Here is a 23,231-nt window from a genome sequence, read left to right on the forward strand (position 1 = left end):
TAATCTAGGTATGACTAGCAACGATGCACTCGACGCCGCCCGGACCGCAATTCTCAGCGGACGGACGTCCTTAGGTATCGAGTTGGGGTCAACCCGGATCAAGGCCTGCCTGATCGGAGACGACCTCTCCGAGGTTGTTGCCGTCGGCAGTCACGAGTGGGAGAACGAATTCGTCGATCGGGTCTGGACGTACTCGTTGGCAGACGTGTGGACGGGTATCCAGGCCGCTCACGCTGCCCTCGTCGCCGATGTCGAAAAGCAGTACGGGGTTCGCCTGGAAAGCTATAGTGCGGTCGGCGTCTCGGCGATGATGCACGGCTATCTCGCGTTCGACGCCGCCGGCGAGCAGCTGGTTCCGTTCCGCACCTGGCGCAACACCACCACAGGTCCCGCGGCGACCGAACTGACCGAGCTGTTCGGCGTGAACATCCCGCTGCGCTGGTCGATCGCACACCTGCACCAGGCGGTCGTCGACCACGAGCCGCACGTGGCAGAGCTCGACTTCATCACGACCCTCGCCGGCTACGTGCACTGGCAGCTCACCGGCCGCAAGGTCCTGGGCGTCGGCGATGCCTCGGGCATGTTCCCCATCGACGCCGCCACCGCGGACTACGACGCCGAGCTCCTCGCCCGGTACGACGGCCTGGTCGCCGAGTCCGCTCCCGACCTCAACCTGGCCGCACTCCTGCCCACCGTGCTGGTGGCCGGCCAGCCGGCAGGCGAGCTCACGGCGGCGGGCGCGGCCCTCCTCGACCCGACCGGTGCCCTGCGTCCCGGCGCCGTGCTGTGCCCGCCAGAGGGCGACGCCGGCACGGGCATGGTCGCCACCTGTTCCGTCGCCCCGCGCACCGGCAACGTCAGCGCCGGCACCAGCATCTTCGCGATGGTCGTGCTCGAACGCCCGCTCAAGGCGGTGCACCACGAACTCGACCTGGTCACCACCCCGGCCGGCGATCTGGTCGCGATGGTGCACTGCAACAACGGCGCAAGTGAGCTCGCCGCGTGGGCCGGGATGTTCGGCCGGTTCGCCGCCGCCAGCGGACACCCCGTCACCAACGACGCGGTCTTCGACGCTCTCTTCCGCGAAGCGCTCGAGGGCGAGGCGGATGCCGGCGGGCTGTTGGCCTACAATCACCTGGCCGGCGAGCCGATCGCCGGCCTCACCGAGGGGCGGCCGCTCGTTGTGCGCACCCCCGACAGCCGGCTCACCCTCGCCAACTTCATGCGCGCCCAGCTCTACGGTGTGTTTGGCACGCTCGCCCTCGGCATGCGCGTTCTCGCCCAGGAGGGCGTCGAACTCGACGCGATGTTCGCCCACGGTGGCCTCTTCCGCACCGCCGGTGTGGCCCAGCGATTCCTGGCCGGTTCCCTCGACGCCCCGGTCTCCGTCGCCGCGACGGCGTCAGAGGGCGGCGCCTGGGGCATCGCGGTCCTGGCGTCCTACACGGCGGCCGCAGCATCCGGCGTCGACCTCGACCTGGACGGCTACCTGCGTGAGCGGGTGTTCGCGGGGCAGGAATTCGAGACCGTCGCCCCGGACCCGGTCGACGTCGCCGGTTTCGCCGGCTACCTGGACCGCTACCACGCGGGCCTCGCCGTCGAACGGGCCGCCGTCGACACCCTCTGAGCCGAGCTCCACCGCCACCGCCTCTGAACCGTGCTGGAAGGACCGACATGGAACTGATTTTCGTCCACGGCGCTCTCGTCCGGGACGGGCAGTGGTGGTGGCAGCGGAGCGCAGACCTTCTCCGCGAACGCACAGGCATCCGCAGCCGAGTCCTGGCGCTGCCATCCTGCGGCGAGACCACGCCGGAGCAGAGCGGGGGCGGCCTGATCGCCGACGCCGCGGCACTTCGCCAGGAACTGGATGGCGTGGACGCGGCGATCGTGGTCGGCCACTCGTATGGCGGCACCGTCATCGCCGAGGCCGGCGCGCACCCTATGGTCGCGCACCTGCTCTATGTGTCGTCCTATTTGCCCGAGGTCGGGCAGTCGCAGGGGGCCATCATGAGCGGTGAGAGCAACCCGGTGTCGATCGGGGACAACGGCGACGGCACGCTCGGCGTTTCGGGTTACGACGCAACCTCGTTCGGAGCCCGATTCCTGCAGGACGCGGACGTGGACACCCAACACCAGGCCTGGGAACGGGTGACCGCGCAGGCCGCCGGGGCGTTTATGACGCCGACCAGCGCCGCCGGCTGGCAGGGGGTCGATTCGACGTACATCGTTTGCGGGCAGGACCGCAGCACCTCGGTGGAGCTGCAGCGCCGCCACGCCGAGCGAGCGACCCGCGTCGTTGAGTTTCCGACCGGGCACCACCCGTTCATCACCCGTCCCGACCTGATCGTTGAGCAGGTTCAAGCCCTCGTGCAGAAATCGTGACTGAGCTTACGGAAGGCCCCGAGCAGGGATCCGGCGACTCCGTCTGAATTGACAAGCGACGGGCGTTTATACGGACAACGGTCGAATACCAGGACCCTGTTTCCCATCCCGTCCTTCTCAAGTCACTCCCCAGAACGGGGTGCAGGCCGAAATCACCGCGAACACCTCGCCCGGCACTATCGTGTCTCCTGTGAGCAGCCGCCGCAATCCCGGGTCGCAGTCGTCCCTGCGTGAGGCCAACCGCGCCCGCATCCTCGACGCGATCACCCACCACGGCGCCCTCACCCAGGTAGAACTGGCCGCGGTCACCGGGCTGTCGCCGGCCACGGTGTCCAACATCGTCAAGGAGCAGGCCGCCGCCGGGGTGCTGGCGACCACGCCCACCTCCCGCAGCGGCCGTCGCGCGGTGCGAGTCACCCTCGCCAGGGAGCTGGGCCTGGTGGTGGGCCTGCACGTGGCGAACCGGCAACTGCGGCTGGCGCTGGCCGACGCCGGCCACCAGGTGCTGGCCGAGCGGATGTTGCCGCTGGCCCGCGACCATCGCGCCGACAGCGAACTCGACAGGGTGATGCTGCTCATCCGGGACATGGCCGAGTCGGTGGGCGCCGGCCTCGACGAGGTGCTCGCGGTGGGGGTGGGTCTGGCCGCGCCGGTCGACCCGCGTACCGGCCTCATCGCCACCGCCGGCTTGCTGCGCGGCTGGGACGGGGTGCCCGTCGCCGAGGAACTCGAGTCGCGGCTGCACCGGCCGGTGTTCGTCGACAACGAGGCCAACCTCGGTGCACTCGCCGAGTACCGCATCGGCGCGGCCCAGGGCATCCGGCAGGCGGCCTATCTGCGCCTGTCGCACGGCGTGGGAGCCGGCCTGATCGTGGACGGCCGGGTCTATCGCGGCGGTAGCGGCAAGGCCGGCGAGATCGGTCACGTCACCCTCGACGAGAATGGCCTGGTCTGCCGATGCGGCAACCGCGGCTGCCTGGAGACGCTGGTGGGGGCCGCGGCGCTGGCCGCGAAGTTCCCCGGCAGCCACGGTGAGGTCAAGCTGCGCGACGTCGTGCTGCGCGCCGACGCGGGTGAGGCCTTGGCGCGCCGGGTGATCGCCGATGCCGGCCGGCACCTGGGTATCGCGCTCGCGGGTCTGAGCAACCTCGTCGACCCGCACCGCATCGTGGTCGGCGGTGAGCTGGCCGAAGCCGGCGAGATGCTGCTCAGCCCCCTGCGGCACGCTCTGGAACGCTCCACCCTGGCCACCGCAGCCGGGGTGCCCGAGGTGGTCAAGGGCGAGCTGGGAGAGCGGGCCGAGTTGCTCGGCGCGGTGCTCTTCGCCATCGATCGGGCCCAGATCACGGCGGGCCGCAGCGACGGCCCGATCCGCACCGTGGCGGCCGCCCCGGCCCCCGACATCCTGCCGGGGATCGGTGGCATCCTGCCCGGTCTGGCCCCGCAAATATCGCCCGAAAGGGGCGGTCTGGCCTCTTGAGTTCAAGCCTTGACGGCATTTGGCACCGGGGCCATGCTCGTTACACCGCCAACGAGGGTGGTCACAGTAGGAGGCACATCATGAGAAAACCCAGGAAGAGGTTCGCGCTCCTGTCGATCGCATTGATCGCTACCGCGGGCGCTCTGACCGCGTGCACCACCGGCGACGACAGCGGCAGTGACGACGGCGGCGGGTCCGGCGACACCATCAAGATCGGCCTGCTCCTCCCCGAATCCCAGACCGCCCGGTACGAGAACTTCGACCGCCCGCTGTTCGAAGAACACCTGGCCACGCTGGGCGACTACGAAGTCGTTTACGCCAACGCCGACCAGGATGCCTCGAAGCAGCAACAGCAGGCTGAATCCGCCCTCACCGAGGGCATCGAGGTCATGGTTCTCGACCCCGTCGACGGTGCGGCGGCTGCCAGCATCGTCGCGAACGCCGCCGCGCAGGACGTGCCGGTGATCGCCTACGACAGGTTCATCGAGGGGGGCCAGATCGCCTACTACATCTCCTTCGACAACGAACAGGTCGGTGTGCTTCAGGGCGAGGCCCTGGTGGAGCGGCTCCAGGCCGACGGTACGACCACCGGCATCATCATGATCAACGGGTCGCCCACCGACGGCAACGCGACGCTGTTCAAGGAAGGCGCTCACTCGGTCATCGACGCAAGCGGCATCCCGATTCTGGCCGAGTTCGACACGCCGGACTGGAGTGCCGAGGAAGCTCAGACCTTCGCGGCCGGCCAGATCGGTCAGTTCGGAGACCAGATCTCGGGTGTCTACGCGGCCAACGACGGTACGGCAGGCGGCGCTATCGCGGCACTGCGGGCCGCTGGAGTCGACCCGATCCCCCCGGTCACCGGGCAGGACGCCGAGCTCACCGGCATTCAGCGCATCGTCGCCGGCGACCAGTACATGACGGTCTACAAGGCGATCAAACTGGAAGCGGAATTGGCCGCCGAGGTGGCCGACCAGCTCGCCCGCGGCGAAACGCCGGAGGGAGACACCGAGGTTGACGGCATCCCCGCGACCCTGCTCACCCCGGTCGTCGTCACCGTCGACAACATTGCCGACACCGTGATCGCCGACGATTTCTACACCGTCGACGAGATCTGCACCGCTGAATACGCGGACGCCTGCGCGGCCGCCGGCCTGCAGTAAGGCGGTGCCCCAGACGCCGGCCGGGAGTCCTACCCACGATTCGACTCCCGGCCGGCCCACTGGCTCCAACAGCCAGCGGCTGCGAACAGAGGAATCACAATGACCGTGCTTTCCCCCGAACACGTGCAGGGCGCACCGACCGGCGAACTCGTGCTCTCCATGCGCGGGATCGACAAGAACTTCGGCGCCGTGCAAGCCCTCACCGCCATCGACCTGGACATCTACTCCGGTGAGGTGGTCGCGCTGGTCGGCGACAACGGTGCCGGCAAGTCCACCCTGATCAAGATCCTCGCCGGCGTGCACCCCAAGGACGGCGGCACGATCACCGACGGAGACAAATCGGTCACGATCAACAACCCGGCCGAATCCGGCGCGTTGGGCATCGCCACCGTCTACCAGGACCTGGCCCTGTGCGACAACCTCGACGTGGTCGCCAACCTGTTCCTCGGCCACGAACTCGGCCGGGGCACCATCAACGAGGTCGAGATGGAGAAGCGCTCCTGGGAGCTGCTGCGACAACTGTCGGCACGCATCCCCTCGGTGCGCATCCCGGTGGCGTCGTTGTCTGGCGGCCAGCGCCAGACCGTGGCCATCGCCCGTTCGCTGATCGGCGACCCGCGCATCGTGATCCTCGACGAGCCCACCGCGGCGTTGGGCGTGGCCCAGACCGCCGAGGTGCTCAACCTCATCGAGCGGCTGCGCGAACGAGGCCTGGCCGTGGTGCTGATCAGCCACAACATGGCGGATGTGCAGGCCGTCGCCGACCGCATCGTGGTGCTGCGTCTGGGCCGTAACAACGGTGAATTCAAGGTGGCCGATGTCACCTACGAAGACATCATCGCGGCCATCACCGGCGCGTCCGACAACGCTGTCACCCGGCGCGCCCAAGCCCGGGTCGGCTCTCCGGAGGCCGCGGATGACGCTGTCCCACCCGCTGACGTTGCACCCCCAGAGGAGGCCCGGCCATGACGACCCCGACATCGCCCCCACAGTCCAGCCCGCCCGAACCGGCGACGCCGCCCACCGAAACCGTGCGCCTCGCCGCGGTGGCCGCCGACCTGCAGGACGAGCGCCTCATCCAGCAGCACGGCATCGGCGGTGCGGTGCGCGCCTTCGGCCGGCGGGTGCGTTCCGGTGACATCGGTTCGTTGCCCGTTGTCATCGGCCTGATCGTGATCTGGGTGGCGTTCTCCCTGCTCAACCCCAACTTCCTCTCCAGCACCAACCTGGTCAACCTCACCCTGCAATGCGCGGCCGTCGGCACCATCTCCATCGGCATCGTGCTGGTGCTGCTGCTGGGCGAGATCGACCTGTCGGTCGGGTCGGTCAGCGGCCTGTCCGCGGCCATCCTCGCGGTCGGCTTTGTCAACCTGGGCTGGCCGCTGCCGGTCGCCCTGCTGGCCTCGTTGCTGTCGGGTGTGGCCATCGGCCTGCTGTACGGGTTCCTGTACACCCGGTTCGGGGTACCCAGCTTCGTGATCACCCTGGCCGGGTTGCTCGGCTTCCTCGGGCTGCAGCTATGGGTGCTCGGCTCCACGGGGTCGATCAACATCCCGTTCGACTCCTGGATCGTGCAGTTCGCCCAGCAGTGGTTCCTGCCCGACTGGCTCTCCTACGTGCTGGTGATACTGACGGCACTGGCCTATGCGGCGCAACTGTTCGTCACCGCGAACCGGCGGGCAGCGGCGGGGCTCTCGGCCGTGCCGGCCACCTCGATCGTGGTGCGCAGCGTGTTCCTGCTGCTGGTGCTCGCCGTGCCCACCTGGTACCTCAACCAGACCCGCGGTGTCGGCGCCACGTTCGTGCTGTTCCTGGTGCTCGTCGTGGTGATGAACTTCTTCCTCACCCGCACCCGCTGGGGCCGGTCGGTGTACGCGGTCGGCGGCAACGTGGAGGCCGCCCGGCGGTCCGGCATCAACGTCACCAAGGTCTACCTCACCGTTTTTGTGCTGTGCTCCACCTTCGCGGCCCTGGGCGGCATCCTCGCCGCGGGCCGGCTGGCGGCAGCCAACCAGGGCTCGGGCGGCGGCGACACCAACCTCAACGCCATCGCCGCCGCGGTGATCGGCGGCGCCAGCCTCTTCGGCGGCCGCGGAAGCGCGTTCTCCGCGCTGCTGGGCATCCTGGTGATCCAGTCGATCTCCAGCGGCCTCACCCTACTCAACCTGGACTCGTCGATCCGGTACATGATCACCGGCGCGGTGCTGCTGCTCGCGGTCATCGTCGACTCCCTGTCGCGCCGCACCCGGGCGTCGCACGGCAGAGCCTGACCGCCTCCCGCCCGGGGCCGGGCGGAGGCGGCAGAGGAAGGCGGCGGTTCTCGCCCCACCCCGGCAGCGCAGCCGGCGAGGCAGGATCGCCGCCTTCGCCGACGTGCCGCACCGGGGGTTTTGCGGCAACTCGGCGGGTCAGTCGGCTCGGTGGGGCGGGAACCTAGGTTGCCAGGGTCGCGGCCTCGCGCAGGAGATCGGCGGCAGTGTCATCGCCGTGCGCGGCCAGGGCCACCACGTCGCCGATCACCACGACGGCGGGGGAGCGCACCCCGGCGTGGGCCGCGAGCGCGGCGATGCTGTCCAGCCGGCCGAGGGTCGTGCGCTGGTCGTGGGCGAAACCGCGCTCCACGATCGCCACGGGCATGTCGGTGCGCATCCCGAGCCTGGTGAGGCCGGCAACCAGCTGCTGCAGGGTGCCGATTCCCATCAGGACCACGATGGTGCCGCCCAGGCCCACCAGGTGGGTCAGTTCGGTGTCGTTGATCGGCGCGTGCCCGGAGATCACCGTGAACATCCGGGTGATCTCGCGGTGGGTGACGGGGATGCCCGCGGCGGCCGGCACGGCGATGGCGCTGGTCACCCCCGAGATCACGGTCACCGGTACACCGGCGGCGCGGCAGGCGATGACTTCTTCGCCACCCCGACCGAAGACGAACGGGTCGCCGCCTTTCAGGCGCACCACGGTGAGGCCGGCCAGAGCGGATGCCACCATCATCCGCTCAGCATCGCGCTGGGGGATCGCGTGGTGACCGGGAGCCTTGCCCACGTCGATATGCTCGGCGCCGGGCGCCCAGACGTCGAGCCTGTCCGTGGGGCCGAGCCGGTCGTAGTAGACGATGTCGGCCGCGTTCAGTGCCGCGAGCGCACCGACCGTGAGCAGGCTTTCCAGGCCGGGGCCGCCGCCGACGAGCGTGACCGACCCGACGGGCGCGGTCGACGCCGCGGTTTCCCGGCTCAGCCAGGTGCGGTGCCGCGCGCACGCCGCAGCGATCACGGCGTCGGTGGGCGGAGTGGTCTCCACGACGGCGACCAGGTCGACGGCGGCGATGAGCGCATCCCAGGCGCCGACCGACCGGGGAAACACCGGGGTGTGCACCCCGGGGGCCGGTCGGACCGCCGGCGAATGCGGGCCGGGTCCGGCCAGGTGGTACACGGTCGCGCCCGAGGCCAGGTACCGCGCAAGGACACGGCGTGCCGCGTGGGCCCCACCGACGACGAGGACCCGTTTCCCCGAGAAGTCGAGGCCGGCGGACACGGGCTACTCCACGCCGGTCGCCGAGGAAACCGGGATGTCGATGTCGTCCCGGCGAACCGGGATGGTGAGGCCGGCCAGGTGGACGGGGCCGGCGGCGCTGGTGCCGTCGCGTTCTTCAGGGCGGGCTGGACGCGGCTGGCCGCGTTCGATCACCTGAAGGAGCGACGGGTCGGGGGTGTCGGAGTTCACGAACGGCCGGAACCGGCGCAGGCGCTCGGGATCGGCCAGCGTGGCGGCCCACTCGTCTTCGTACACGTCGATGTGGGCGGCCATGGCCGCTTCGAGGTCATCGGCGATGCCCAGGGAATCGCTGCAGACGACGTCGCGGACGTGGTCGAATCCACCCTCGATGTCTTCCTGCCAGCGGGCGGTGCGCTGCACGCGGTCGGCGGTGCGGATGTAGTACATCAGGTAGCGGTCGATGTACTTGATCAGGGTTTCCTCGTCGAGGTCCTTGGCGAGCAGCACGGCGTGAACGGGCTGGAAGCCGCCGTTACCGCCGACGTAGAGGTTCCAGCCCAGCTCGGTGGCGATGACGCCGATGTCCTTGGCGCGGGCCTCGGCGCACTCGCGGGCGCAGCCGGAGACACCGATCTTGAACTTGTGCGGCGAGCGCAGGCCGCGGTAGCGGTTCTCCAGCGTGATCGCCAGCGCCACGGAATCCTGCACTCCGAAGCGGCACCAGGCCGATCCCACACACGACTTCGCCGTGCGCAGGCTCTTGCCGTAGGCCTGGCCGGACTCGAAACCGGCATCCACCAGGGTGCGCCAGATGTCGGGCAGCTGGTCGAGCCGGGCGCCGAACAGGGCGATCCGCTGGCCACCGGTGATCTTGGTGTACAGGTTGAATTCGGCGGCGACCTCGCCGATCGCGATGAGCTTCTCCGGGGTGATTTCGCCACCGGGAATGCGGGGGATAACCGAGTAGCTGCCGTCCTTCTGCATGTTGCCGAGGGCACGGTCGTTGGTGTCCTGCAGGCCGCCACGGCCGGCGTCCAGGATGTACGCGGAGGACTGCGAGGCCAGGATCGAGGCGATGGTGGGCTTGCAGACATCGCAGCCGAGGCCGGTGCCGAAGCGTTCCATGATCTGGTCGAACGAGGTGAGCTGCAGTACCCGCACCGACTCGAACAGTTCGCTGCGGCTGATCGAGATGTGCTCGCAGAGCGCCTTCGAGATTTCAAGGCCTGCGGCGGTCAGTTCGGTTTCGAGAACCTTCTTGAGCAGCGGCACGCACGAGCCGCACTGGGTGCCGGCCCGGGTGCAGGCCTTGAGTGCGCCGAGCTCGGTGACGGGGTCGCCGTGGTCGCCGCGGATGGCCGCGCGCACGGTGCCGAACGACACGTCGTTGCAGGAGCACAGCTGGGCGTCGTCGGGCATGTCGGAGCTGGACGGCAGCTCGGCGCCGGAGGCGGACAGGTACGCGCCGGGTTCGGCGGGCAGTTCGCGGCCGAGCAGCGGGCGCAGCGACAGGTACGGGGAGGCGTCGCCGACGAAGATGCCGCCGAGCAGGGTCTTGGCGTCGCTGGACACGACGACCTTCTGGTACAGGCCACGCGCGGGGTCGGCGTAGACGACCTCGAGGGCCCGGTCGCCGGTGCCGAAGGCGTCACCGAAGCTGGCCACCTCCACACCGGAGAGCTTGAGCTTGGTGGCGTCGTCGATGCCGGGGAACAGGGCCAGGCCGCCGTTGAGCCTGTCGGCCACGACCTCGGCCATAGCGTTCGCGGGAGCAACGAGTCCGATGCAGCGACCGTCGTAGCTGGCGACCTCGCCGATGGCCCAGATGCCGGGCACCGAGCTGGAGCAGTCGTCGCCGATCACGATGCCGCCGCGCGGGCCGATCTCCAGGCCCGCCGCGCGGGCGAGTTCGTCGCGGGCACGGATGCCGATGGACCAGACGATCAGGTCGGCGTTGATCTGCCGATCGTCGTCGAGGGTCAGCCCGAGCACCTGGCCGGTCTCGGCGACGAGGATCTCGGTGGGGCGGTGGCCGAGTTCGAGGTGGATGCCCTGGCCGTGGATGAGACGCCCGAGAGCCATGCCGGCACCCTGGTCGAGCTGGGTGGGCATCAGCCAGGTGGCGCCATCCACGATCGTGGTGTTGGCGCCGAGGCGCTGCACACCGCCGGCGGCCTCGAGCCCGAGCAGGCCGCCGCCGATCACGGTGACGTTCGCGGGCCGGCCGAACTTCGCCTTCAGGCGCGCGGTCTCGCTGACGAGGAAGTCCACGTCTTCGATGGTGCGGTAGACGACACCCTTGTCGCCACCGGGAACGGGCGGAACGAAGGCGCTCGAACCCGTCGCGAACACCAGGTCGTCGTAGATCAGGGCGTCACCGTTGTCGAGGGTGACGGTCCGGGCCGCGGGGTCCACGGCGGTGACGCGGCTGCCGCCGCGGTAGCGCACGGTCTCGGACTGCCAGAACACCGGGTCGCCCAGGGTGAGGTCCTCCGGACCGTTCAGGCGGTGCGAGAGGGAAACCCTGTCGTAGGGCAGGTGGATTTCCTCGCCGATGACGGTGATGTCGACGGGCCGGGCGGAATGGCCATCCGCGACGGTGCGGGCGACCATGGCCTCGGTGAACCGGTGCGCGGCGGGGCCGCCTCCGATCACGATGACGCGGCGCACGCCGTCCGATTCGCTGGTCGTCGGCAGGGGAGTGTTCAGTGTCATTACGGCATCTCTCGGGTAAATCAGGCCGCATAATCCCGACGGCGTCGTCCGCCGTCGCGCCGACCTCATGGCGTCCCTCAAGTAAGTCACATCCGCGCGCGCTAAAAGAGGGTACTTGGTCCCGAAGATCACGACCCCGGCTTGGGTAATCTGAGGGGGTGCCGAACGCATTCACTGGCCCGGCGCCGGAATTGAGGACATCATGCTGACCACTGAAAGCACCACCGCGCCGCGGAGCGCCGACGCCACCACCGGATGGGCGACAGTCTGCGAACTCTCCCAGCTCGAACCCCTGTGGGCAGAAGCGGCCATCGTCGACGGCGAGCAGCTCGCGCTGGTGCGGATGCCCGACGGAACCGTGTACGCCGTCTCCAACCGGGACCCCGCGACCGGCTCGTTCGTGATGTGCCGCGGAATCGTCGGCTCGCACGGGGACCGGGTGACGTTGGCCTCGCCGCTGCACAAGCAGGTCTACGACCTGGCCACCGGCGAGTGCTTCACCTCCGCCGACTTCACGCTGCCCACCTTCGAGACCAGGGTCGAATCCGGCTCGGTGCAGGCGCGGCTGGCCCCGGACGCCTCGGCCAGCGCCGCGGCGTGATGAGCGACGCACCCCAGCGCGATACAGCGCCGCTCCTGCTCCTCGCCTCGCACGGCTCCCGGGATCCCGCTGCCCAGCGCGCGGTGCTGGCCCTCGTCGACGCGGTGACCCTGGCGCTGACCACAATCAGCCCGGCCACCCCGGTGGCGGCCGGTTTCATCGATGTGCAGCAGCCGGATGTGCCGCAGTGCCTCGCCGAGGCCGACCCCGGCCGGTCCGCCGTCATCGTGCCGCTGCTGGTGTCCGCCGGGTACCACGTGAAGTTCGACCTCGCCAACGCCGTCGCCCAGGCCCAGCCGCGTCAGGTCGGCGTGACCGCGGCGCTCGGACCCGACAGCCGGCTGACCGGCATCCTCGCCGACCGGCTGGCCCAGAGCGGCCTGCGCGCGGAAGACCGAGTGATCCTCGCCGCCGCGGGATCGAGCGACGCGGACGCCGTGGCCGACTGCCGCACAGCGGGCGAGCAGCTCGCCGCCCTCCTGGGCCGACCGGTCACCGTCGCCTTCATCGCCGCCGCAACGCCGAGCCTGGTGGATGCCGTGGCCGCCGTGCGCAGTGAGTCACCGGATGCCCGCGTGGTCGTCGCGAGCTATCTGCTGGCACCGGGAACCTTCGCCAGGTGGTCGCAGGACGCCGGCGCGGACCTGGTCAGCGCGACCCTTCTCGTCGAAGGTGAGGAGCCCCCGGCCGCACTCGTCGACGTGGTGGTGGACCGGTACCTGAGCGGCGTGCGCGCGCTCTGACGCCGGGCGCGTCGGCAGCCGGCGGGCTTAAACCTCGAGGCCGTCGCGGATGACCGTCTGCCCGGTCGGCCATTCGCTGAACGGCGCCGCCACCGGGAGCACCATCGCGGGGCCGGTGAAGGTCTCCGGGCGCATCCGGGTGTCGATCATGCGGGTCACCTGTCCGGGCGACTGCCGCCAGCCGCCACCGGCGTAATAGGCGACGAGCTCGGGAGCGCAGGTGAGGTAGCCGAACGGCAGCCCCTGACCGGTCAGGGCCGCGGCGGCCTCGGCGAGCAGCCGGCGGCCGAGGCCGGTGCCCTGGTAGTCGGGATCGACGCCGACCAGTCCCACATCGCCGACCAGCTGCGACCCGCCGGACTCGAGGCGCAGCATCCGCCGCACGAAGCCGAGGTGGGCGACCGGCCGGCCGTCGTGGTAACCGATCACGCGGGCCTCCGGGCGGGCGCCCATCCAGCTCCGGGTGCCGGTGAAGGTGGCGTGGTCCTCGGGGTAGTAGCGCGCGAACAGGGCCGCCAGGGCGGTGTGGTCGTCGGCCGAGAGATCGGCCTCCCAGCGCAGGGTCCATTCGATGTCAGCCATCCGGTCAGCCTAACCGCCGGCGCAGGCCAGGCCGCCGGAGTGCCGGCTCAGCCGGCCGCCGCCGCGTGCTCGGCCTGCACCTGCGCTGCCCGGGCGCGCAGCGCCTCGACGACGGTGCGCACGGCCAGGCGCTCGGCGCGGTCGGGCCGCATCAGCGCCACGATCTGCCGTTCGGCGTCGAGTCCCCGCAGCGGCTTGAGCACCATCCGGCCCGGCTGGTCGCCGCTGGAGGTGTACCGGGGGACGAGGGCGATGCCGAGCCCGGCCATGATGAACGATTCGATCAGCCGCATGTCCGCGAACCGTTGGGTGACCCGGGCGCGGCTGCCGGTCTGCAGTTCGATATCGTGCAGGATGCGTCCGAACGGGTAACCGAGGGGCACGCCGATCCAGGTCTCACCGACCACGTCGCTCGCGCCCAGCGACACCCGGCCGGCCAGCCTGTGTCCGGTCGGCAGGCCGACGTCGAGAGGTTCGGTCATCAGGGGCACCGAGGTGAGGCCGCGCCCGCCCCAGGTGTGCTGCCCGCGCATGCTGTGGGCGAGCACGATGTCGTATTCGCTCGTGAGTGCGGGAAAGTCGCTGAGCTCCGGGTCCATGTCCGTGCAGTGCACCGCGAGGCCGTCGTGGTCGGCCAGGTCCTGCAGCGCGCCGGGCAGCAGCATCTGTCCGGCGGTGGGGAACGTGACCAGGCTCACGTCGCCGGTGGCCCGGTTGCGGAAGGTGTCCCAGACGGCTGTGGCGCGCTCCAGCGCCACCGCGATATCCGTCGCGCTCGCGGCCAGCGCGCGGCCGGCGTCGGTGAGCACAAGCCCGCGCCCGCTGCGTTCGGTGAGGGGCAGGCCGGCCTCGCGTTCGAGGACCTTGAGCTGCTGCGAAACAGCAGACGGGGTGCGGTGGGTGGCCCGCGCAACGGCGGTCACGCTGCCGCGTTCGGCCAGCTCGCGGAGCAGTTCGAGGCGCTGAACATCCATGAAGCCAGACTACATAGTCATTGCTAAACAATGTGATTGTGCTGAATGGTTGTTGGTGGTCAGATAAAGACGTCGGTTACCGGGCAGCAGCCCGCGTGACACGGCCATCCACTTCCCTCGAAAGGCACGACCGTGTTCGTTTTCATGCTCCTCATCTCCCTTGTTGCCGTAGGCGCCGTCGTCGGCACCGTCGTTGCCGTGAACAAGGATGGCTACGGTCGTGTTCCCGTGCGGAAGTTCGTTCGCAGCTTCTGATCACCCCGGCCGGTGCACGCCCGAATCGTGCACCGGGCGCGCGGGCGCGTGTTGGCCTAAAGTAGCCCTGTGATGGATACCCGCAGAAAACTCATCGACTACATCTCGGCCGACGCCGTCTTCCACGGTGACTTCACCCTCACCAGCGGCAAGAAGGCCACGTACTACGTGGATCTCCGCAAGGTCAGCCTCGACCACAGGGTCGCCCCGCTGATCGGCCAGGTCATGATCGATCTCATCAAGGACATCCCGGATGTCGTGGCCGTCGGCGGCATGACCATGGGCGCCGACCCCGTCGCCACCGCGATCCTGCACCAGGGCGCCGCCCGCGGGCTGGCCTACGACGCCTTCGTCGTTCGCAAGGAACCCAAGGACCACGGCCGCGGCCGCCAGGTCGAGGGCCCCGACCTCGCCGGGAAGCGGGTCATCGTCCTCGAAGACACGTCCACCACCGGTGGCTCACCGCTCGCCGCCATCGAGGCGCTGCTCAAGGTGGGCGCCATCATCGCCGGCGTCGCCGTGGTCGTTGACCGCAGCACCGGGGCCCGCGAAATCATCGAAGAGGCCGGCTACCCGTACTACGCGGCCATCGGACTCGAGGACCTGGGACTGAGCTGATGCCCGAGCAGCAGGGCGGTAACGACGACAAGGACCTCGGCCTGGACTGGCTCGCGGCTCAGCTGAACGCCGACGACAGCGAGGCTGCCGCCGAGCCCGACGACGAGGCCGCCGACGAGGCTGCCGCCGGTACCGAGGCGGATGCGCGGCCCGACTCTGCCCCGACCGTCGCCCTCCCCGTCGCGCCCGTTGTCGTTCCGCCGGTCGCGCAACCCGACGCGCCGCCCGCAGACCGGCCCGCCGCACCGCCGCGGCCCGCTGCGCAGGTTCCATCCCCGGATTCCGCGTCGGCCGACGGAGACACCGCGCCTGCCGCCACCACCCCGGCGCCGTCCGGCGGGTTCCGCTGGGGCCTCACCCCGACCATCGAGCCCGATCCGGCCGTTGACGCCGCGCGACGCACCCCGCCGGCCCAGGCCGCCCCCGCGACTCCGGTCATCCCCGCCGCCGCGCCGCCCGCCGCCGCGCCGCCCGCCGCCGCGGCCCCGCCCGCCCGTCCCGCATCCGCGCCGCGGGCCGCCGCACCGCCACCCACCGTTACGCCGGCTGCCCCGGTGCCCGCTGCCCCGGCACCTGCTGTCCCGGCACCTGCTGCCGACCCGGAGCACACTCAGCCCCTCACCAAGACGCCGGCTCCGCCGCGGCGCACTCCCGCCGACCTCGAAGCGGCACCCTGGTGGACGACCCCGGCACAGTCCCGGCTGGTGCCCACCGCCGAAGAGGAAACGGCCGCTCTCGGTCGGCGCACGCCGGCCACCCCGCCGAGCCCACTGGACACCGGCGTCGCACCGCGCACCACCGACTCCGCCACCGCGCCAGTCTCTCGGCACGCCGCTCACGTGCCACTCCCCGAACCGGCACCGGCCGCGCTCCCCGTGTCCGCCGCGACCGCGGCCGCGGCCACCGGTGCAGCCACGGCAGCGCCCGGCCACGACGCCCACGCCGCTCCGGCCCCGTCCGCCGACGAACCCGGTCCCCGTCGCCGCGGTCCGGCCGACGGCGAGCCGCCGCGCCGCCCCTCCAAGCGAGACCTGCTCTGGGTCGGGGGTGCCGTGGTCGCGGTGCTCGTGATCATCGGACTGTTCTTCCTGGGCCAGAGCCTGGGTGACACCCCGGCGGCCGCTCCCACCGAATCTGCCTCAGCGGAGCCGGGCGCCACCACGGAGCCCACGACCGCCCCGGAGCCCGCCGCCCCGGGCCCGCAGCCGGCCGGCGTGCACGCCTGGAACACCCTGTTCGGCACCGAGTGCCTCGAACCGTACACGTCGCCCTGGGACGAAGAATTCACCGTCGTCGACTGCGCCACCCCGCACACGGGCCAGCTGGTCTACCGCGGCATCCTCGAGGGCGACAGCGGTTCCCCGTTCCCCGGTGAGCAGGCGTTCGCCGACCAGATCAACGTTCTCTGCAGCGCCCCCGGCGTGATCGACTTCGAAACCGCCGGCGCCTACGGCGATGTGCAGCTGCAAGGCAGTTATCCGGTGACCGCCGAGCAGTGGGACGCCGGCGAGAGGTACTTCTACTGCTTCGCGAGCCGGTCCTCGGGCGAGCCGCTCACCGCGAGCCTGGCCCCGGTCGCCTAACGGCGCCGTAGCCACTCCGCACACACAGAAAGCCGGGCCCGAGGGCCCGGCTTTCCGTGTCACCGCGGTGCGCGGGCGGCTAGATTTCGTCGGACTCGACAGGTCCGGCGGCGAGCAGCTGGTGCACGCCGTCGAGGATCTCGTCGGGGCGGAAGGGGTAGCGGGCGATCTCGGCGGGGTCGCTGATGCCGGTGAGCACCAGAACCGTGTGCAGACCGGCCTCGATGCCGGCGACGATGTCGGTGTCCATCCGGTCGCCGATCATGCCGGTGTTCTCCGAGTGCGCGCCGATGCGGTTCATCGCCGAGCGGAACATCATCGGATTGGGCTTGCCCACGACGTAGGGCTCCATGCCGGTGGCCTTGGTGATCAGCGCGGCGATCGCGCCGGTGGCCGGCATCGGTCCCTCGGCGCTGGGGCCGGTCGCATCCGGGTTGGTCACGATGAACCGGGCGCCCTTGAGCAGCAGCCGGATGGCCTTGGTGATGGCCTCAAAGGAGTAGTTGCGGGTCTCACCCACGACCACGTAGTCGGGGTTGGTCTCGGTCATGATGAAGCCGGCCTCGTGCAGCGCAGTGGTGAGCCCGACCTCGCCGATCACGAATGCCGTGCCGCCGGGGCTCTGCTGCTTGAGGAAGTCCGCCGTGGCCAGCGCGGAGGTCCAGATGCGTTCCTCGGGCACGTTCAGCCCCGAGGAGCGCAGGCGGGCCGACAGGTCGCGCGGCGTGAAGATGGAGTTGTTCGTCAGCACCAGGAACGGTGTACCGGCATCGGTCCACTGCTGCAGCAGTTCGGCAGCGCCGGGCAGGGCCTGGTTTTCATGAACCAGGACGCCGTCCATGTCGGTGAGCCAGCATTCGATCTCGTCACGGGTTCTCATGACTCGCTCCTTCTTGTGGGACGAACTGGGCGCAACCAGGGGGACAGGCTGCCGTCTCCAGACTATCGGGGAGAGGTTTGCCGGCGGCACCCCGCCGCTGCCCTCGGCGGCGCGGTGCGCCCGGTCAGCGCGTGAGCCAGATGGCGCCGGCGGCGTCCGGGGCGAGCGGGTGCAGCTCCCCGTCGGGCAGCCGCACACTGTTTGCGTCGACCACATCCAGCCGGCTGCCGGGGCCGATGCCCGCGTCGGCCAGGGCGCGCAGGATGCCCGGATCGCGATCACTGACCCGCAGCACGGTTCCGGCGTGGCCGGGCGCCGCATCCGCGAGCAGGACCGCCGGCACCCGCGCGCTGGAGCCGTCGGCGGCGGGGATGGGATCGCCGTGCGGGTCGGCCGCCGGGTGGCCCAGATGGGCGTCGATGGCCTCGAGCAGCCGGTCGGAGATCGCGTGCTCGAGCACCTCCGCCTCGTCGTGCACCTCGTCCCAGGTGTAGCCGAGCTCCCGCACCAGCCACGTCTCGATCAGCCGGTGCCGGCGCACCACGGCCGTGGCGCGCATCCGCCCGGCTGCGGTGAGGGTGAGCGGGCCGTACGGGACGTGGGCGATGAACCCGTCGGCAGCGAGCTTCTTCACCATCTCGGTCACCGACGACGGAGCGATGCCCAGCCGGGTGGCCAGGACCCGGGGTGTGATCGGCGCCGGCTGCCACTCGGTGTGCGCGTAGATCGTCTTGAGGTAGTCCTCGGCGGCCGGTGTGGTGGGTTTCATGACCACCTCGGGGTAGCTGGCCGGTTCATGCGGCGGTGAAGACGAGCACGAGGAGCACGGCGTTGAGGGACACCAGGAGCACCGCGGCCACGGCGCCCGCGGCCGTGGTGAACCAGCGGTTGGCGAAGTCGCCGAGCAGGCCGCGCTGCGCCGTGAGCCACACCAACGGGATCAGGGCGAACGGGATGCCGAACGACAACACCACCTGGCTCAGCACCAGAGCCTGGGTGGGATCGAATCCCACGCCGAGGATCACAAGCGCCGGGATGAGGGTGACGATGCGGCGCAGCAGCAGGGGCACCCGCAGCTTGAGCAGGCCGTGCATGATCTCGGCTCCGGCGTAGGCGCCCACCGAGGTGGAGGCGAGACCGGAGGCCAGCAGCCCGATCGCGAACACCGTCGCGACCACCGGGCCGAGCGTGCTCTGCAGGGCAGCGTAGGCACCCTCGAGCGAGTCTGTGCCCGGCACTCCCTGCAGGGCCGAGGCCGCGAGCAGCAGAATGGCGAGGTTGACGGTGCCGGCGATGGCCATGGCGATGGTGACATCCCACTTCGTCGCCCAGAGCAGGCGTCGGGTGGCGGCCGGTCCCTCCTGCATCGGGAACCTGTCGCGGGTGAGCGCGGAGTGCGCGTAGATGGCGTGCGGCATGATCGTGGCACCGAGGATCGACGCCGCCAGCAGCACCGAGTCCGCGCCCTCGAAGCGCGGCACCAGACCGTCGAGAACCGAACCGGCGTCCGGCGGCGCGAAGAAGACCCCGGCGGCGAAGCCCACCGTGATGATCAGAAGCAGGGCCACGATGACCCGCTCGAAAACGCGCGGGCCGCGTCGGGTCTGCACGGTGAGCACGATCATCGAGATGACACCGGTGATCACACCGCCGGCCAGCAGCGGCAGCCCGAAGAGCAGGTTGAGGGCCACGGCGCCGCCGATGATCTCGGCCAGGTCGGTGGCCATGGCCACGAGCTCGGCCTGCACCCAGTAGAGCCGACGGGCGGTCGGCCGCCGCAGTCGCACCCCGAGGATCTCCGGCAGGCTGGTGCCGGTGACGATGCCCAGCTTCGCCGACAGGTACTGGATCAGCCAGGCCATCAGGTTGCCGGCCACGACCACCCAGACCAACAGGTACCCGTACCGGGCGCCCGCGGTCATATTGCTGGCCACGTTGCCCGGGTCCAGATAGGCCACGCCGGCCACGAGCGCGGGTCCGAGCAGCCAGAGCAGCCGGGTGGAGGCCACCGAGTTCAGCGCGGGAGGGGCGGCGGGTTCCGCCACGGTCGCGGTCGCTGCAGGGTCAGATTGAGGCATGCCTAAATCGTAGTGAGTATTTAGGCGTGCCGAAACCCCCTCGGTGCGGATGCCGCGTGCCCGGCGGCCCCGCCGACGGAATCAGTCGCCGATGACGAGGACGAGACCGCTCGGGCTGTTCGCCTGGGCGAGGAAAGTGCTGATCCGGTCCCGGTCGAGGGGGTGTGCGCGGGCGGTGCGATAGTGAAACTGCACGCTGATGCCCGGCGTCAACCAGATCGTGGTGCGACTCTCCCCGGTCTTGGCTGGATAGCCCCAGCTGAAGTAGAAGGACTGCTGGAGGCGGAACTTGGCGCCCACCACCGCCTGGAGGTGGCTGAGGAGAAGGTCGTCCAGGATCACGGTCAGGGTGGAGTCGTAGACGAACCGCCCCACGCTCAGGTCCTCGCCCGCTGCCGGCGCAGCACAGGGCGCGTGAGCAAGATCGGTCCATGGTCCATCGCGACGCCCCCCGGGTCGTATGCTGGTGCCGGCTGCACGGTCGCCCGCCAGAATCAGGTTCTCACTGTACCGAGAGGCGTGCGGGCCCGGTCAGTCCCCAGTCCGGGGCATCAGCCGGGGGAGTGGGCTACTCGCGCACGTCCTCGGGCAGTTCGACGGCGGGCACGGCGGCCTTGCCGCGGGTGCGCAGGGCCTCGCGCCCCGCCTTGTACAGCTCGGAGAGGATCGGGATGCCCGAGAGCAGCACGATGCCGATGATGAAGTACTCGGAGTAGTCGGCGACGAACTGGATCTGCCCGAGCAGGAAGCCCACCATGGTGAGGCCGACGCCCCAGGCGAACGCGCCGATCAGGTTGAAGGTCACGAAGGTGCGGTAGCTCATCTTGCCGACGCCGGCGGCGAGGGGCACGAAGGCGCGGAAGACGGGCAGGAAGCGCGCGATGATGACGGCCTTGCCACCGTGCTTGGCGAAGAACGCGTTGGTGCGTTCGACGTTCTTCGGGTTGAAGAACCGGTTCTGCTCGCGGGCGAAAACGGCCGGTCCGGCCTTGCGCCCCACGCCGTAGGCCAGCTGGTCACCCGCGAACGCGGCGACGAAGATGATCGCACAGGTCACGAAGATGGGGAACGGCACGTCGCCGGTGGCGGTGAGCAGCCCCACCGTGAAGAGTAGGGAGTCGCCCGGCAGGAACGACAGCACGATGAAGCCGGTCTCGACGAACACCACGGCGGCGACGCCCAACAGCACGAACGATCCGAACCAACCGATCAGCCACTCGGAGTCGAGGAAGTCGATGCCGAAGAGTGTGGGATGCATGGAACTGCCTTCCGGTCGGGGTCATGAGTGCGGTCTCGATCGGATGGCGCCGGCGCGAAGACGCGGCCGAAACCGCCGCGGCTGCCGACTGTTGCGCACCCTGACCCCCAGGGTAGCGAACCCGAGGTGAACGGAAGCTGGGTGCTGCTACGGGCGGTCCTCAGTCGGAGGGGGTGGTCGAGGCGGCCGCGGTGCCGTCCAGCGCTGCACGCACGAGATCGAGGGCGGCGTCGCGGGTCAGGCCCAACTCGGCTGCGCGGCGCGCGTAGGCCTGGGCCGCATCCGCTGCCGGGCCTGGCGTCGTGACACCGGCGATCACGGATCCGTTGCGACCGCGGGTTTCGATCACTCCGTCGCGTTCGAGCTCGCGGTAGCTGCGCGCCACCGTGTTGGGCGCGATGCCCAGGTCGTCGGCCAGGCGTCGCACAGTGGGCAGCTGCGCGCCGGGCTTCAGGTCGCCGGCACGCACGGCCGCGACGATCTGGGATCGAATCTGTTCGTATGGGGCGACGCCGGAGTCGGGATCGATGACGAGCATCATGTCGGAGAGCCGGCCGCTCGGTCGGCCCACAGCCGACGCCAGTAGTACTGCTGGGGCTTCGAGGTGATATCGAGAAGGAGAACTGTGAGGGCCGCGCCGCTCAGTAGGACCAGAAGAACCAGGCCCACGAGGGCCGCGGTCGCACCGCCGCCCTGGTAGTCGGAGAGGGAGCCGATGTCGAGGAAGGTGCCCAGGATCGATACGAAGCCCAGCGTGACGGGCACGGCGTGCAGGTCGCGCAGGGCCTGCGAGCGCAGGCCGTCGTTCCAGGCCAGATCGGTGGCGGATGCCGCCGGCTGGCCGCGATCGAGGATGCGGCGGGACAGCACCTCCGACACCAGCAGCCCGGCGATCGAGGCGTAGGCGAGCCAGGCGCCGGCCGACCCCCAGATGTAGGTGGAGGAGAGGCGCGCGTCGCCGAGCGCCCCGACACTGAAGGCGATCCATGCGGCGAGGACGGCCAAGAGGGCGAGGGCGGGCAACACTCGTCCGCTCCAGCGCTCCAGTGGAGGCACATAGTCGGCGTAGCCGGGAGTGCATGACCGGGCGATGCGTGGCCCGGTGAGCGGCGTGAACGCGCTCGCCGAGGACGCAAGTGCCGCGCCGACGGCGCTGCCGACGCCCAGGCCGCCGAAGATTAGCACGGGCACGTAGCCGGCGTTGAAGCCGCCGGGGAGGAGCAGGGCAGTGATGACCGCGAGCACGATGCCGGTGAGGCCGCCGGTCATGAGCGCGCCCTCTCGGCGGATGAGCTGGCTCACGATGCGTTCGGCGGTGGCGACCGGCACGGCGACGCCCAGCCGGCGCGCGTACTTGTCCAGCTCGCGCGCCCGTTTGGTGGGCTTGCTCGAACTCAGCGGCGCGAAGGAACACGCAATGGCAATGGCACAACACACGAACACGTACGACATACGCGCCTCCATCTCCCGGGGCGGAGGGTCAGCATCCGCCTTTCGTAGCAATACAACCAATGTAGCAGTACAAAACCGTGGAATGCCACCGGCGCTGGACCACCGGCCGGCGGGATACGGTGGTGCAGTGCCAGAACCGTTGAACCCCACGCCAGAGCTGTCCACCAATGGGGTCGGCCCGTGGGTCGGGGAATGGCCGGAGGAGCCGTACTACGACCGGGAGCTACTCGAACGCGGCGACACCCGCAACGTGATCGACCGGTACCGGTACTGGTCGATGCCGGCGATCGTCGCCGACCTCGACGAGAAGCGCAACCCGTTCCACGTGGCCATCGAGAACTGGCAGCACGACATGAACATCGGCTCCATCGTGCGCAGCGCCAATGCGTTCGGCGCCGACACCGTGCACATCATCGGCCGCAAGCGGTGGAACAAGCGCGGCGCCATGGTGACCGACCGCTACCAGCACGTGCTGCACCACCCGGATGTGGCGGCGTTCGTCGAGTGGGCCCGCACCGAGAATCTGCCGATCATCGCCATCGACAACCTTCCCGGCAGTGTGATCATGGAGACCTTCAGCTTCCCCGAGCGCTGTGTGCTCCTGTTCGGCCAGGAGGGTCCCGGCCTCTCGCCGGAGGCTGTGGCCGCCGGTGACGCCCTGGTGGAAATCAGCCAGTTCGGCTCGACGCGCTCGATGAACGCTTCCGCGGCGGCCGCGGTCACGATGCACGCCTGGATTCTGCAGCACAAATTCTGAGTGCATTTGTCCCTGGAGATTCCGGTCCCGCCGATGTGGAGGGGGCACGTGCGGCGCCTGCGCATGCGCCTTCGATTTTTGCCTCCGCGTCGGTCGTGCACGGATATTGGTGGTATTTGAGCGCACGTGCTTTCAGCCTCGTTAGTGTGGAGGCACATCGAGCAAAGGGGCAATCATGCGCTACCCACGGAGAGCCGCTCTGGTTCTGGGACTTGTTGCGA

Annotated in this window: 23 protein-coding genes; 12 read left to right on the forward strand and 11 right to left on the reverse strand. The window is 70.0% G+C overall.

The annotated features are described in order from the left end of the window. Positions 1 to 10: 10 nt before the first annotated feature. From RCH12_RS04375 to RCH12_RS04400, 6 genes are all read left to right on the forward strand, one after another. Complete coding sequence (locus RCH12_RS04375) at positions 11 to 1,627, forward strand: xylulokinase (protein ID WP_327016151.1); 1,617 nt, start codon at positions 11 to 13, stop codon at positions 1,625 to 1,627. Positions 1,628 to 1,674: 47 nt separating this feature from the next. Next, positions 1,675 to 2,382, forward strand: a complete 708-nt coding sequence (locus RCH12_RS04380) for an alpha/beta hydrolase (RefSeq protein WP_327016152.1) — start codon at positions 1,675 to 1,677, stop codon at positions 2,380 to 2,382. A 190-nt stretch (positions 2,383 to 2,572) separates the two neighbouring features. Further along, positions 2,573 to 3,862: an ROK family transcriptional regulator gene (locus RCH12_RS04385; RefSeq protein ID WP_103432501.1), complete on the forward strand. Its 1,290-nt coding sequence runs from the start codon at positions 2,573 to 2,575 to the stop codon at positions 3,860 to 3,862. A gap of 80 nt (positions 3,863 to 3,942) precedes the next feature. Beyond that, positions 3,943 to 5,025 (forward strand): sugar ABC transporter substrate-binding protein, encoded by a 1,083-nt coding sequence (locus RCH12_RS04390; protein ID WP_103432496.1) that lies wholly within the window; start codon positions 3,943 to 3,945, stop codon positions 5,023 to 5,025. Positions 5,026 to 5,124: 99 nt separating this feature from the next. Continuing rightward, positions 5,125 to 5,994, forward strand: a complete 870-nt coding sequence (locus tag RCH12_RS04395; protein ID WP_327016153.1) for an ATP-binding cassette domain-containing protein — start codon at positions 5,125 to 5,127, stop codon at positions 5,992 to 5,994. After that, positions 5,991 to 7,295, forward strand: a complete 1,305-nt coding sequence (locus RCH12_RS04400) for a sugar ABC transporter permease (RefSeq protein ID WP_103432494.1) — start codon at positions 5,991 to 5,993, stop codon at positions 7,293 to 7,295. Before RCH12_RS04395 ends, RCH12_RS04400 begins: the two co-directional genes overlap by 4 nt. A gap of 163 nt (positions 7,296 to 7,458) precedes the next feature. Here the strand turns inward: RCH12_RS04400 and cobA are convergent, their stop codons facing one another. Both cobA and nirB read right to left on the reverse strand, forming a co-directional pair. Beyond that, positions 7,459 to 8,553, reverse strand: coding sequence for a uroporphyrinogen-III C-methyltransferase (gene cobA, locus RCH12_RS04405; RefSeq protein ID WP_103432493.1), 1,095 nt, complete (start codon positions 8,551 to 8,553; stop codon positions 7,459 to 7,461). A 3-nt stretch (positions 8,554 to 8,556) separates the two neighbouring features. Continuing rightward, a complete protein-coding gene (gene nirB / locus RCH12_RS04410; RefSeq protein WP_327016154.1) occupies positions 8,557 to 11,229 on the reverse strand; it encodes a nitrite reductase large subunit NirB in 2,673 nt (890 codons plus the stop codon). Positions 11,230 to 11,431: 202 nt separating this feature from the next. Between nirB and nirD the strand changes: the two genes are divergently transcribed. Beyond that, the gene (gene nirD, locus RCH12_RS04415; RefSeq protein WP_327016155.1) at positions 11,432 to 11,830 is read left to right on the forward strand and encodes a nitrite reductase small subunit NirD; all 399 of its coding nucleotides are present in this window, start codon (positions 11,432 to 11,434) and stop codon (positions 11,828 to 11,830) included. Then, a complete protein-coding gene (locus RCH12_RS04420; RefSeq protein WP_327016156.1) occupies positions 11,830 to 12,573 on the forward strand; it encodes a sirohydrochlorin chelatase in 744 nt (247 codons plus the stop codon). The genes nirD and RCH12_RS04420 overlap by 1 nt, the downstream gene beginning before the upstream one ends. Positions 12,574 to 12,600: 27 nt before the next feature. Here RCH12_RS04420 and RCH12_RS04425 read toward each other — a convergent pair whose 3' ends face one another. Both RCH12_RS04425 and RCH12_RS04430 read right to left on the reverse strand, forming a co-directional pair. Continuing rightward, on the reverse strand, positions 12,601 to 13,155 hold the full coding sequence (locus RCH12_RS04425; RefSeq protein WP_327016157.1) for a GNAT family N-acetyltransferase: 555 nt from the start codon (positions 13,153 to 13,155) through the stop codon (positions 12,601 to 12,603). A 47-nt stretch (positions 13,156 to 13,202) separates the two neighbouring features. Next, positions 13,203 to 14,129, reverse strand: a complete 927-nt coding sequence (locus tag RCH12_RS04430) for a LysR family transcriptional regulator (protein WP_088457425.1) — start codon at positions 14,127 to 14,129, stop codon at positions 13,203 to 13,205. Between the two features lie 132 nt (positions 14,130 to 14,261). Here RCH12_RS04430 and RCH12_RS04435 point away from each other — a divergent pair, with 132 nt between their 5' ends. The 3 genes from RCH12_RS04435 to RCH12_RS04445 all read left to right on the forward strand — a co-directional run bounded on the left by RCH12_RS04435 (position 14,262) and on the right by RCH12_RS04445 (position 16,585). Next, positions 14,262 to 14,384, forward strand: a complete 123-nt coding sequence (locus tag RCH12_RS04435; RefSeq protein ID WP_255453135.1) for a hypothetical protein — start codon at positions 14,262 to 14,264, stop codon at positions 14,382 to 14,384. A gap of 72 nt (positions 14,385 to 14,456) precedes the next feature. Next, positions 14,457 to 15,002: an orotate phosphoribosyltransferase gene (pyrE, locus tag RCH12_RS04440; RefSeq protein ID WP_165787853.1), complete on the forward strand. Its 546-nt coding sequence runs from the start codon at positions 14,457 to 14,459 to the stop codon at positions 15,000 to 15,002. Beyond that, positions 15,002 to 16,585 carry a hypothetical protein gene (locus RCH12_RS04445; RefSeq protein WP_327016158.1) on the forward strand — a complete coding sequence of 528 codons (1,584 nt, stop codon included), beginning with the start codon at positions 15,002 to 15,004 and terminating at the stop codon, positions 16,583 to 16,585. The genes pyrE and RCH12_RS04445 overlap by 1 nt, the downstream gene beginning before the upstream one ends. Before the next feature lie 79 nt (positions 16,586 to 16,664). Here the strand turns inward: RCH12_RS04445 and RCH12_RS04450 are convergent, their stop codons facing one another. From RCH12_RS04450 to RCH12_RS04480, 7 genes are all read right to left on the reverse strand, one after another. After that, the gene (locus RCH12_RS04450) at positions 16,665 to 17,465 is read right to left on the reverse strand and encodes an HAD-IIA family hydrolase (protein ID WP_088457422.1); all 801 of its coding nucleotides are present in this window, start codon (positions 17,463 to 17,465) and stop codon (positions 16,665 to 16,667) included. Positions 17,466 to 17,589: 124 nt separating this feature from the next. Further along, positions 17,590 to 18,234 (reverse strand): metal-dependent transcriptional regulator, encoded by a 645-nt coding sequence (locus tag RCH12_RS04455; RefSeq protein ID WP_327016159.1) that lies wholly within the window; start codon positions 18,232 to 18,234, stop codon positions 17,590 to 17,592. Between the two features lie 25 nt (positions 18,235 to 18,259). Next, a complete protein-coding gene (locus tag RCH12_RS04460; RefSeq protein ID WP_103430661.1) occupies positions 18,260 to 19,543 on the reverse strand; it encodes an Nramp family divalent metal transporter in 1,284 nt (427 codons plus the stop codon). 81 nt (positions 19,544 to 19,624) lie between these two features. Beyond that, on the reverse strand, positions 19,625 to 19,918 hold the full coding sequence (locus RCH12_RS04465; protein ID WP_103430662.1) for a DUF7882 family protein: 294 nt from the start codon (positions 19,916 to 19,918) through the stop codon (positions 19,625 to 19,627). Positions 19,919 to 20,111: 193 nt separating this feature from the next. Further along, positions 20,112 to 20,801, reverse strand: coding sequence for a DedA family protein (locus RCH12_RS04470; protein WP_088457418.1), 690 nt, complete (start codon positions 20,799 to 20,801; stop codon positions 20,112 to 20,114). Between the two features lie 160 nt (positions 20,802 to 20,961). Next, positions 20,962 to 21,372: a GntR family transcriptional regulator gene (locus RCH12_RS04475; RefSeq protein WP_327016160.1), complete on the reverse strand. Its 411-nt coding sequence runs from the start codon at positions 21,370 to 21,372 to the stop codon at positions 20,962 to 20,964. After that, positions 21,339 to 22,253, reverse strand: coding sequence for a hypothetical protein (locus RCH12_RS04480; RefSeq protein ID WP_327016161.1), 915 nt, complete (start codon positions 22,251 to 22,253; stop codon positions 21,339 to 21,341). Before RCH12_RS04480 ends, RCH12_RS04475 begins: the two co-directional genes overlap by 34 nt. A gap of 127 nt (positions 22,254 to 22,380) precedes the next feature. On the opposite strand from RCH12_RS04480, the gene RCH12_RS04485 reads away from it, so the two are divergent. Then, positions 22,381 to 23,010, forward strand: coding sequence for a TrmH family RNA methyltransferase (locus RCH12_RS04485; RefSeq protein ID WP_103430664.1), 630 nt, complete (start codon positions 22,381 to 22,383; stop codon positions 23,008 to 23,010). Positions 23,011 to 23,231: the final 221 nt, after the last annotated feature.

Origin of the sequence: Cryobacterium sp. MP_3.1, from assembly GCF_035984795.1 — a bacterium.
In the GTDB taxonomy this organism is placed as follows: Bacteria; Actinomycetota; Actinomycetes; order Actinomycetales; family Microbacteriaceae; genus Cryobacterium; species Cryobacterium zongtaii.

Bases quoted from the DNA above. Each gene is read 5' to 3' on its own strand.
- RCH12_RS04375 (WP_327016151.1), top strand. From the start codon at position 11: ATGACTAGCAACGATGCACTCGACGCCGCCCGGACCGCAATTCTCAGC.
- RCH12_RS04380 (WP_327016152.1), top strand. From the start codon at position 1,675: ATGGAACTGATTTTCGTCCACGGCGCTCTCGTCCGGGACGGGCAGTGG.
- RCH12_RS04390 (WP_103432496.1), top strand. From the start codon at position 3,943: ATGAGAAAACCCAGGAAGAGGTTCGCGCTCCTGTCGATCGCATTGATC.
- RCH12_RS04395 (WP_327016153.1), top strand. From the start codon at position 5,125: ATGACCGTGCTTTCCCCCGAACACGTGCAGGGCGCACCGACCGGCGAA.
- RCH12_RS04400 (WP_103432494.1), top strand. From the start codon at position 5,991: ATGACGACCCCGACATCGCCCCCACAGTCCAGCCCGCCCGAACCGGCG.
- nirB (WP_327016154.1), bottom strand. From the start codon at position 11,229: ATGACACTGAACACTCCCCTGCCGACGACCAGCGAATCGGACGGCGTG.
- nirD (WP_327016155.1), top strand. From the start codon at position 11,432: ATGCTGACCACTGAAAGCACCACCGCGCCGCGGAGCGCCGACGCCACC.
- RCH12_RS04420 (WP_327016156.1), top strand. From the start codon at position 11,830: ATGAGCGACGCACCCCAGCGCGATACAGCGCCGCTCCTGCTCCTCGCC.
- RCH12_RS04425 (WP_327016157.1), bottom strand. From the start codon at position 13,155: ATGGCTGACATCGAATGGACCCTGCGCTGGGAGGCCGATCTCTCGGCC.
- RCH12_RS04430 (WP_088457425.1), bottom strand. From the start codon at position 14,129: ATGGATGTTCAGCGCCTCGAACTGCTCCGCGAGCTGGCCGAACGCGGC.
- pyrE (WP_165787853.1), top strand. From the start codon at position 14,457: ATGGATACCCGCAGAAAACTCATCGACTACATCTCGGCCGACGCCGTC.
- RCH12_RS04445 (WP_327016158.1), top strand. From the start codon at position 15,002: ATGCCCGAGCAGCAGGGCGGTAACGACGACAAGGACCTCGGCCTGGAC.
- RCH12_RS04450 (WP_088457422.1), bottom strand. From the start codon at position 17,465: ATGAGAACCCGTGACGAGATCGAATGCTGGCTCACCGACATGGACGGC.
- RCH12_RS04455 (WP_327016159.1), bottom strand. From the start codon at position 18,234: ATGAAACCCACCACACCGGCCGCCGAGGACTACCTCAAGACGATCTAC.
- RCH12_RS04460 (WP_103430661.1), bottom strand. From the start codon at position 19,543: ATGCCTCAATCTGACCCTGCAGCGACCGCGACCGTGGCGGAACCCGCC.
- RCH12_RS04470 (WP_088457418.1), bottom strand. From the start codon at position 20,801: ATGCATCCCACACTCTTCGGCATCGACTTCCTCGACTCCGAGTGGCTG.
- RCH12_RS04480 (WP_327016161.1), bottom strand. From the start codon at position 22,253: ATGTCGTACGTGTTCGTGTGTTGTGCCATTGCCATTGCGTGTTCCTTC.